The sequence below is a fragment of the Streptomyces sp. HSW2009 genome (assembly GCF_040240285.1).
Taxonomy (GTDB): Bacteria; Actinomycetota; Actinomycetes; order Streptomycetales; family Streptomycetaceae; genus Streptomyces.
This window is the reverse complement of sequence record NZ_JBEHZD010000444.1, coordinates 1-6,870: the sequence shown is the minus strand read 5'-3', so window position 1 is coordinate 6,870 and position 6,870 is coordinate 1. Positions and strand designations below refer to the sequence as shown.

The window sequence follows — 6,870 nt, the reverse complement described above, 5'->3', positions numbered from 1 at the left end:
GGGGGGGGGGGGGGGGGCGCCCCCCCCCCCCCCCCCCCCCCACCTCGCGGCCTTCCCCACCCAGCCACCTCGCTGGCCCCGACTCCCAGCCACCACGAGCCGCGCGGCCAGCCAAGTCGCCGAACGGGTCGTAAACTCCCGCTCGGGCGCCGCAGGGTGCACCAAAAGCCAAGGTCAACGGGGGGTTAGCCCCCCAGGGTTCCCCTAAGGGATGTCACAGCTCGGCCGCAATGGCCGGCGGATTCCCCCCTGCCCCGTCACCGCCGTCGCCGAGACCTGGTACGTTCTAATCGTGGCTGTATTCAGGATCGGACGCGGACGCGACTCCCGCTCGGGGCAGCAGGGACAACAGGGGCAGCAGGGGCCGTACCCCGGGCCCCCCGGACGCCCCGGCCCCGCGGGGCCTTCGGGGCACGGCGGGCACAGCGGGCATTCCGGGCGCCCCGGTCCCCAGCAGGCGCCCCCGCCGTACGGACAACAGGGCGGCCCGCCGCCGTACGGGCAGGGCGGACCCGCGCCGTACGGCCAGCCGCCCGGCGGCCCCGCGCCCTACGGCGGCCCGCCCCAGGGCCCCGGCCCCGGCGGTCACCGCCCAGGTCAGGCCCCCGGCCCGTACGCGCCGAGCGCCGGTCGGGTGAACTGGCCGCACCCGGCGCAGGGCCGCCCGGACGAGCCGGAGTACTTCGGCGACGGCGGCCCGGGCCCGTACTACGGCCCCGGCGGCGGCCAGCAGCACGGCGGCCAGCCGGGCCACCAGGGTCACCACCCGGGCCAGCAGGGTCACCACCCGGGCCACGCCGGAGGCCAGCCCGCGTACGACCCGAACGACAACCCCGGGCACACCCAGCAGTTCAGCCTGGACGACCCGGCGTACGGGCCGCAGGGCGGCTACGGCGACGACGGGTACGGGGACGACGGCTACGACGACGGCCAGGCGGGCGCCTACCGGGCCGGGCAGCCCGCCCCGCCCCCCGGGCCGCGGCTGCACTGGAAGGACCTGCTGCGCGGCATCGTGCTGCGGCCGGGCCCGACGTTCTGGCAGATGCGCGACCACCCGATGTGGCCCACGGCACTGACCGTGACCTTCATCTACGGGCTGCTCGCGGTCTTCGGCCTCGATCAGGCCCGGGACGAGGTGCTCAACGCCTCGCTGTCGAACAGCATCCCGTGGATGTTCAGCACCGCGGTCGCCGTGGTGCTCAGCGGTCTCATCCTCGGCGCGGTCACCCACACCCTCGCCCGCCAACTCGGCGGCGACGGCGCCTGGGCGCCGACCATCGGCCTGTCGATGCTGATCACCTCGATCACGGACGCGCCCCGGCTGCTGTTCGCGATGTTCCTCGGCGGCGACAGCGTCCTGGTGCAGTTCCTCGGCTGGGCCACCTGGATCGCGGCCGGCGCGCTCTTCACCTCGATGGTGAGCAAGTCGCACGACCTCCCCTGGCCCAAGGCCCTGGCGGCCAGCGCCATCCAGCTCATCGCCCTGCTGTCGATCATCAAGCTGGGCACGCTGTAACCCACCCGGCCGCCCCGCGGCCCCGGCCATGCGCAAGGGCCCAGAACCTTCGAGGTTCTGGGCCCTTTGTGCGGGGTGATTCCGTGTAGCAACACTGATCCTGCTGGACCCGGCAACCCCCGCGCGGGCACACTGACGACATGCCACCCCGGACCGTCACCACAGCGCGGCAGCGCCGTCTTGGCGCGGAGTTGCGGCGCCTGCGGGAGGCCGCCGGCCACAACAGCCGGGAGGCGGCGCCACTCCTCGGCATTGACCACACGAAGATCAGCCAGATGGAGACGGCCCGCTTCGGGGTCAGCGGCGAACGCGTGCGCGCTCTTGCCTGCGCCTACGGCTGCGACGATCAGAACTACGTCGATGCCCTGGTAAAGATCGCTGAGGATCGAACCAAGGGGTGGTGGCTTGAGTACCGGGAATCCTTGCCTGCGGATTTCCTCGACATTGCTGAACTTGAACACCACTGTCGCGGGTTGCGCACATACCAGATCGCGCACATTCCGGGGCTTTTTCAGACCGCAGATCACATCAAAGCCATCTTCTCTGAGATCGACCCACCGCTCTCCGGGTTCGACCTCGATAGGCGGATCAACCACAGGATGCGACGGCAGGCAATCCTTGAAAGAGAGTGGCCGCCAGGGTGCGAGGCCGTGATTCACGAGGCCGCACTACGTATGCAATTCGGCGGCAGGAAAGTGGCCCGGTCCCAGCTCAACTATCTGCTCGCCATGGGCGAGCGCGAGCACATAACGATACAGGTGATCCCGTTCGACGCAGGCGGTTTCGCCGGATCGGGCCAGTCCATTTTCTACGCACAGGGCGATGTTTCGGAACTTGACACCGTCCAACTGGACGCCACTCACGGAGTCACCTTTATCGACTCGCCGGCCCAGTTGAGAAACTATCGAAATCTCTTGGAGCGCATGAAAAAGAAAGCTCTCCCAGTCGAGTATTCTAGAGATTTCATCCACGGCATCGTGCAGCAACTCTGAGAGGTCAGGGAATGACGGAGAGTCTTTGGCGGATATCCTCATTCTGTCAAGCCGGAAACTCCTGCATGGGGATATCCCGAGATGGCGATACGGTCAGACTCCGTGAGAGCGAGCAGCCCAACGAGGTGATCACGACGACCCCGGAGAAGCTGAAATCCTTCATTCTGGGGGTCAAGAACGGCGACTTCGACCACCTGCTTGACTAGTCACTCTCGCCCCACCTGCCAACTGCGACACCAGAGCACCCCACACCGCCAAGCGGCGTGGGGTGCTCTGGCATATGCCGATCATTCGGCCGGCGGGTAGCCCTATTGATCCCATCGAATCAGTGACGCTACCTTCACTGAAGGCGCCGCCATGCACCCGGCTACGCCAACACCCCTGCTGTGTCTTTTGGTTGGGGTGGCTGCTGGCAGCCCAACACCCTTCCTCGTGGGGCGCGGGACGTGCACCTTCCCATTGCGGCGAACGGCTCGCTTCAGCCTTCCCCTGACTGCCATACCGGCGGCCCACCGCCTGTCGTTGTTCCGAGAGGACTTCAGACCGTGCCCACTCTGTCCCAACCGACCGAGGTGTTCCCGCTCGCCCCGGAGGGGGGTCGTCTGCCCCACAGCTCGGAGCCTCCGACCGGGCCCAACACCCGACCGTGGGTGCTCCGTTTCGCGCGGACGCCCGACGCTACCAAGGCAACCCCCCTTCCGGCATCGATCTACGACGACGAACGGCAGGTTTCAATCGGTGTCGACACCGATGTGCTGCCGTACATGGGGACCCATAACCCCACCGTCCCGGACGGCAACATCAAGAACCCTCCGCCCCTCGACGAGGGCCCGAAGGACTGAGGTCAGTGCCCACCATCCTCGTCATCGCTTCGCGGGAGGACTGGCCCACCGATCGGGTGGTGAAGACGCTCACCGATCGTGGTGCTGACGTTTTTCGGATGGATGCCGAAGGCTTTCCCCAGCGGCTCACCCTCGGCGGGCGGATCGACGACGACAGCGGGTGGACGGGGCCCCTATGGTCCCCGTATCGGCGGCTCGACCTCGCCGACGTCGCCGCCGTCTACTACCGAACACCGAAGCCGTTCAGGATTCCTGACGGTATGTCTGGACCAGAGCGACGGTTCGCCGCGGCGCAAGCACGCTCCGGACTCGGCGGCATCATCGCCGCCTTGAATTGCCGGTGGGTCAGTCACCCGTCGGCGATGTCCCGAGCCGAGTACAAGCCTGTTCAGCTTGATGTCGCGCGTCGGAGCGGCCTTGTGATCCCACCGACTCTGATCACCAACAGTCCGGACGCCGTCCGCTCCTTCGCCGCCGACATGCCTGGTCCACTGATCTGCAAGCCGGTTGCCTCACCCGTTCTGATCGAGGGCGACGAGCTGAAGACGGTCTACACGTGCCGTCTCTCCGAGGAGGATCTCGTCGACCTGCGGGGCATCGACACAACCGCCCACCTCTTCCAGGCGTGGGTGCCGAAGGCGCACGAGGTGAGGCTGACAGTCGTCGGCGGTCAGCAGTTTGCTGCCGAGATTCACGCCGGCAATGCCGACGCGTACATCGACTGGCGCAGCGACTATGCGTCTCTCACCTATCGGACCTGCGAAGTGCCCAACGACGTCGCTCAGGGCGTGGAACGCTACATGCAGGCCCTCGACCTGCGATTCGCTGCCCTCGACTTCATCGTTTCCGCATCGGGTGACTGGACGTTCTTGGAAGCCAACCCGTGTGGCCAGTGGGACTGGATCCAACACCGCACCGGGCACCCCATCGCCGAGGCCATCGCGGACGAACTGCAAGGAGTCACCGCATGAGTCAATCACCCCTCGATGTCGCACGGCCCTACCTGACCGCGCTGGTCGAGTCGCTCAAGCAAGACGGTGCGATCCGCTCCGAACGATGGCTCGACGTCTTCTCCACCGTGCCGCGGCATCTGTTCGTACCCAGGTGGTACGAGATGGGGACCACCGACAAGGGCGTCGCGGCGTGGCGAATGCTGGACACCACCGACGAGCGCCGTCTGCCGCTGGTCTACCGCGACGAGACCCTTGTGACGACGCTCGACCCGGACACCGCCGAGCGCGTCGACGAGCACACGTGGACCGGCATCCCCACCTCGTCTAGCACCCTGCCGAGCGTGCTCGCCGGGATGTTGGAAGACCTCGGAATCGAGGACGACGACCTGGTGCTGCACATCGGCACGGGCACCGGCTATCTCGTGGCACTGCTCTGCGCCCGCCTCGGTCAGCGCGCGGTGTACTCCATCGACATTGACCCCACGACCGTCGAAAGCGCCCGGGAACACCTTGCCCAGGCCGGGTACGAGCCGCAGCTCGCCGTCGGTGACGGCCGCAAGGGATACCCCGGCACCAAACCGTTCGACCGGATTATCAGCACGTGCTCGCTCCCTGGTCTGACCGACGACCTGATGGCGAACACGAAGCCCGGAACCGTCATAGTGACCGACGTCGGCCTCGGCGTCGAGGGTGGCGTCGTCCGGCTTGTGGTCCGCGACGACGGTCGTTGTTCGGGCCGTTTCACGACCGCGGGCGGGCGGTTCATGCCCGCCCGCAGCGCGGAGACGAGCTACCCCCCGACCGAGCGCCCCGACCACGAACCCGAAGCCGCGACCAGGACGACGAGCGTCTCAGGGAGGGATCTCCGGTCGAACTACGCCTTCCGGCTGCTGCTCGCCGCCGAATTGCGCGATGCCGAGTTCGTCTACCACTGTGACGACGAGACTGGAGTGGTGTCCTTCCAGCTCCAGCGGCCGGACGGGTCATGGGCTCGGTCCCCGATCACAGGCGAACAGACGGTTACCTTCGGCGGGGCACCGTCCCTGTGGAGCCGAGTCGAACACCTGTGGGCATGGTGGACCGAGAACGGGCGCCCGGAGCACGATCGGCTCGTCTACGTCCGCGAACCCGACGGCAGCGCGCACATCGTCTACCCGGACAGCGGGCGACGCTGGAGCTTGTGAGCCGACTGCCTGACAGTCGCTCGCCCCACCGGGACGCTCCTGCGGGCGAGTGGTGCGCCCGCAGGGCGGCCGGCGCGTGGCGTGGTTCAGGCGTCGAGTACCTGGCCGTCGCGGCGGACCACGGGCGGCTCGACGGACCACGGGAAGTTGATCCACTCATCGGTGCGCTTCCACACGTACTCGCACTTCACCAGCGACTGCGTCTTCTCGTAGATCACCGCGCTGCGCACCTCGGCGACCGTGCCGACACAGAAGTCGTGGACGAGTTTCAGCGTCTTTCCGGTATCGGCGACATCGTCGGCGATGAGCACCTTCTTATCGGAAAAATCAATGGCATTGGGAACGGGCGCGAGCATGACCGGCATGGCCAATGTCGTGCCGATTCCGGTGTAGAACTCGACGTTCACCAGGTGGATGTTCTTGCAGTCCAGCGCATAGGCGAGACCGCCCGCGACGAAGACGCCACCACGGGCAATGGAGAGGATTATGTCCGGCTCGTAACCGTCATCGGCGATCGTCTGCGCCAACTCCCGAATCGCCCGTCCGAACGTCTCGTACGTCAGATTCTCGCGCACCGCATTCTCCGCACTCATCTCACTCGCCCTCGCCGTCTCTCGTCGCGTTCCCGGCCCGCTCCCGCGGGGCCCCGACGCGGGGCCGCGCGCCCAGGGGGCTGGCTCAGACCTGCGTCCGGTGGAAATTCATGAAGGACCGCGACGGGGTCGGCCCGCGCTGTCCCTGGTAGCGCGACCCGTAGCGGGCAGAACCATACGGGTGCTCGGCCGGCGAGGTCAGTCGGAACATGCAGAGCTGGCCGATCTTCATTCCCGGCCACAGCTTGATCGGCAGCGTCGCCACGTTCGACAACTCCAGCGTCACGTGCCCGGAGAACCCCGGGTCGATAAAGCCGGCCGTCGAATGCGTGAGCAGCCCGAGCCGGCCGAGGCTCGACTTGCCTTCGAGACGCGAGGCAATGTCGTCCGGCAGGCTCACCACCTCGTACGTGGAAGCCAGCACGAACTCCCCGGGGTGCAGGATGAACGCCTCATCGCCGTCCGGCACGACTTCGCGCGTCAGGTCGTGCTGCTCGACGGCCGGGTCGATGTGCGGATAGCGGTGGTTTTCGAACACCCGGAAATACCGATCCAGGCGCACGTCGATGCTTGACGGCTGCACCATCTGGTGGTCGTAGGGGTCGATCCGCACTCGGCCGGATTCGATCTCGGCCCGAATGTCCTTGTCAGAGAGAAGCACGTCACGAGGATACGCGGCCGGATAACGGCCAAGGGCCCCCCCCCACCGGGGGGGGCCCCCCCCCCAGGGGGTGCGCTGTGTCTTTTAAACAAATGACGCGGGCCGCGCTACACCGTGTGTAGATGTGGG

8 protein-coding genes are annotated in these 6,870 nt (G+C 67.2%); 6 read left to right on the top strand and 2 right to left on the bottom strand.

The genetic code is table 11. The features are described 5' to 3' along the window. Window positions 1–292: 292 nt before the first annotated feature. The 6 genes from AAHZ94_RS25750 to AAHZ94_RS25725 all read left to right on the top strand — a co-directional run bounded on the left by AAHZ94_RS25750 (window position 293) and on the right by AAHZ94_RS25725 (window position 5,487). Window positions 293–1,516 (top strand): Yip1 family protein, encoded by a 1,224-nt coding sequence (locus AAHZ94_RS25750; protein WP_349995620.1) that lies wholly within the window; start codon window positions 293–295, stop codon window positions 1,514–1,516. Window positions 1,517–1,656: 140 nt separating this feature from the next. Then, window positions 1,657–2,508, top strand: a complete 852-nt coding sequence (locus tag AAHZ94_RS25745) for a helix-turn-helix domain-containing protein (RefSeq protein ID WP_349995618.1) — start codon at window positions 1,657–1,659, stop codon at window positions 2,506–2,508. Window positions 2,509–2,519: 11 nt separating this feature from the next. Continuing rightward, window positions 2,520–2,714: a DUF397 domain-containing protein gene (locus tag AAHZ94_RS25740; RefSeq protein ID WP_349995616.1), complete on the top strand. Its 195-nt coding sequence runs from the start codon at window positions 2,520–2,522 to the stop codon at window positions 2,712–2,714. 444 nt (window positions 2,715–3,158) lie between these two features. Then, window positions 3,159–3,350: a hypothetical protein gene (locus tag AAHZ94_RS25735; RefSeq protein WP_349995614.1), complete on the top strand. Its 192-nt coding sequence runs from the start codon at window positions 3,159–3,161 to the stop codon at window positions 3,348–3,350. Window positions 3,351–3,355: 5 nt separating this feature from the next. Further along, window positions 3,356–4,321: an ATP-grasp ribosomal peptide maturase gene (gene tgmB, locus AAHZ94_RS25730; RefSeq protein ID WP_349995612.1), complete on the top strand. Its 966-nt coding sequence runs from the start codon at window positions 3,356–3,358 to the stop codon at window positions 4,319–4,321. Continuing rightward, complete coding sequence (locus AAHZ94_RS25725) at window positions 4,318–5,487, top strand: methyltransferase domain-containing protein (protein ID WP_349995610.1); 1,170 nt, start codon at window positions 4,318–4,320, stop codon at window positions 5,485–5,487. Before tgmB ends, AAHZ94_RS25725 begins: the two co-directional genes overlap by 4 nt. A gap of 86 nt (window positions 5,488–5,573) precedes the next feature. Here AAHZ94_RS25725 and AAHZ94_RS25720 read toward each other — a convergent pair whose 3' ends face one another. Next, window positions 5,574–6,080, bottom strand: a complete 507-nt coding sequence (locus AAHZ94_RS25720; protein ID WP_349995608.1) for a phosphoribosyltransferase — start codon at window positions 6,078–6,080, stop codon at window positions 5,574–5,576. An 85-nt stretch (window positions 6,081–6,165) separates the two neighbouring features. Further along, window positions 6,166–6,741, bottom strand: a complete 576-nt coding sequence (gene dcd, locus AAHZ94_RS25715; RefSeq protein WP_349995607.1) for a dCTP deaminase — start codon at window positions 6,739–6,741, stop codon at window positions 6,166–6,168. Window positions 6,742–6,870 lie beyond the last annotated feature (129 nt).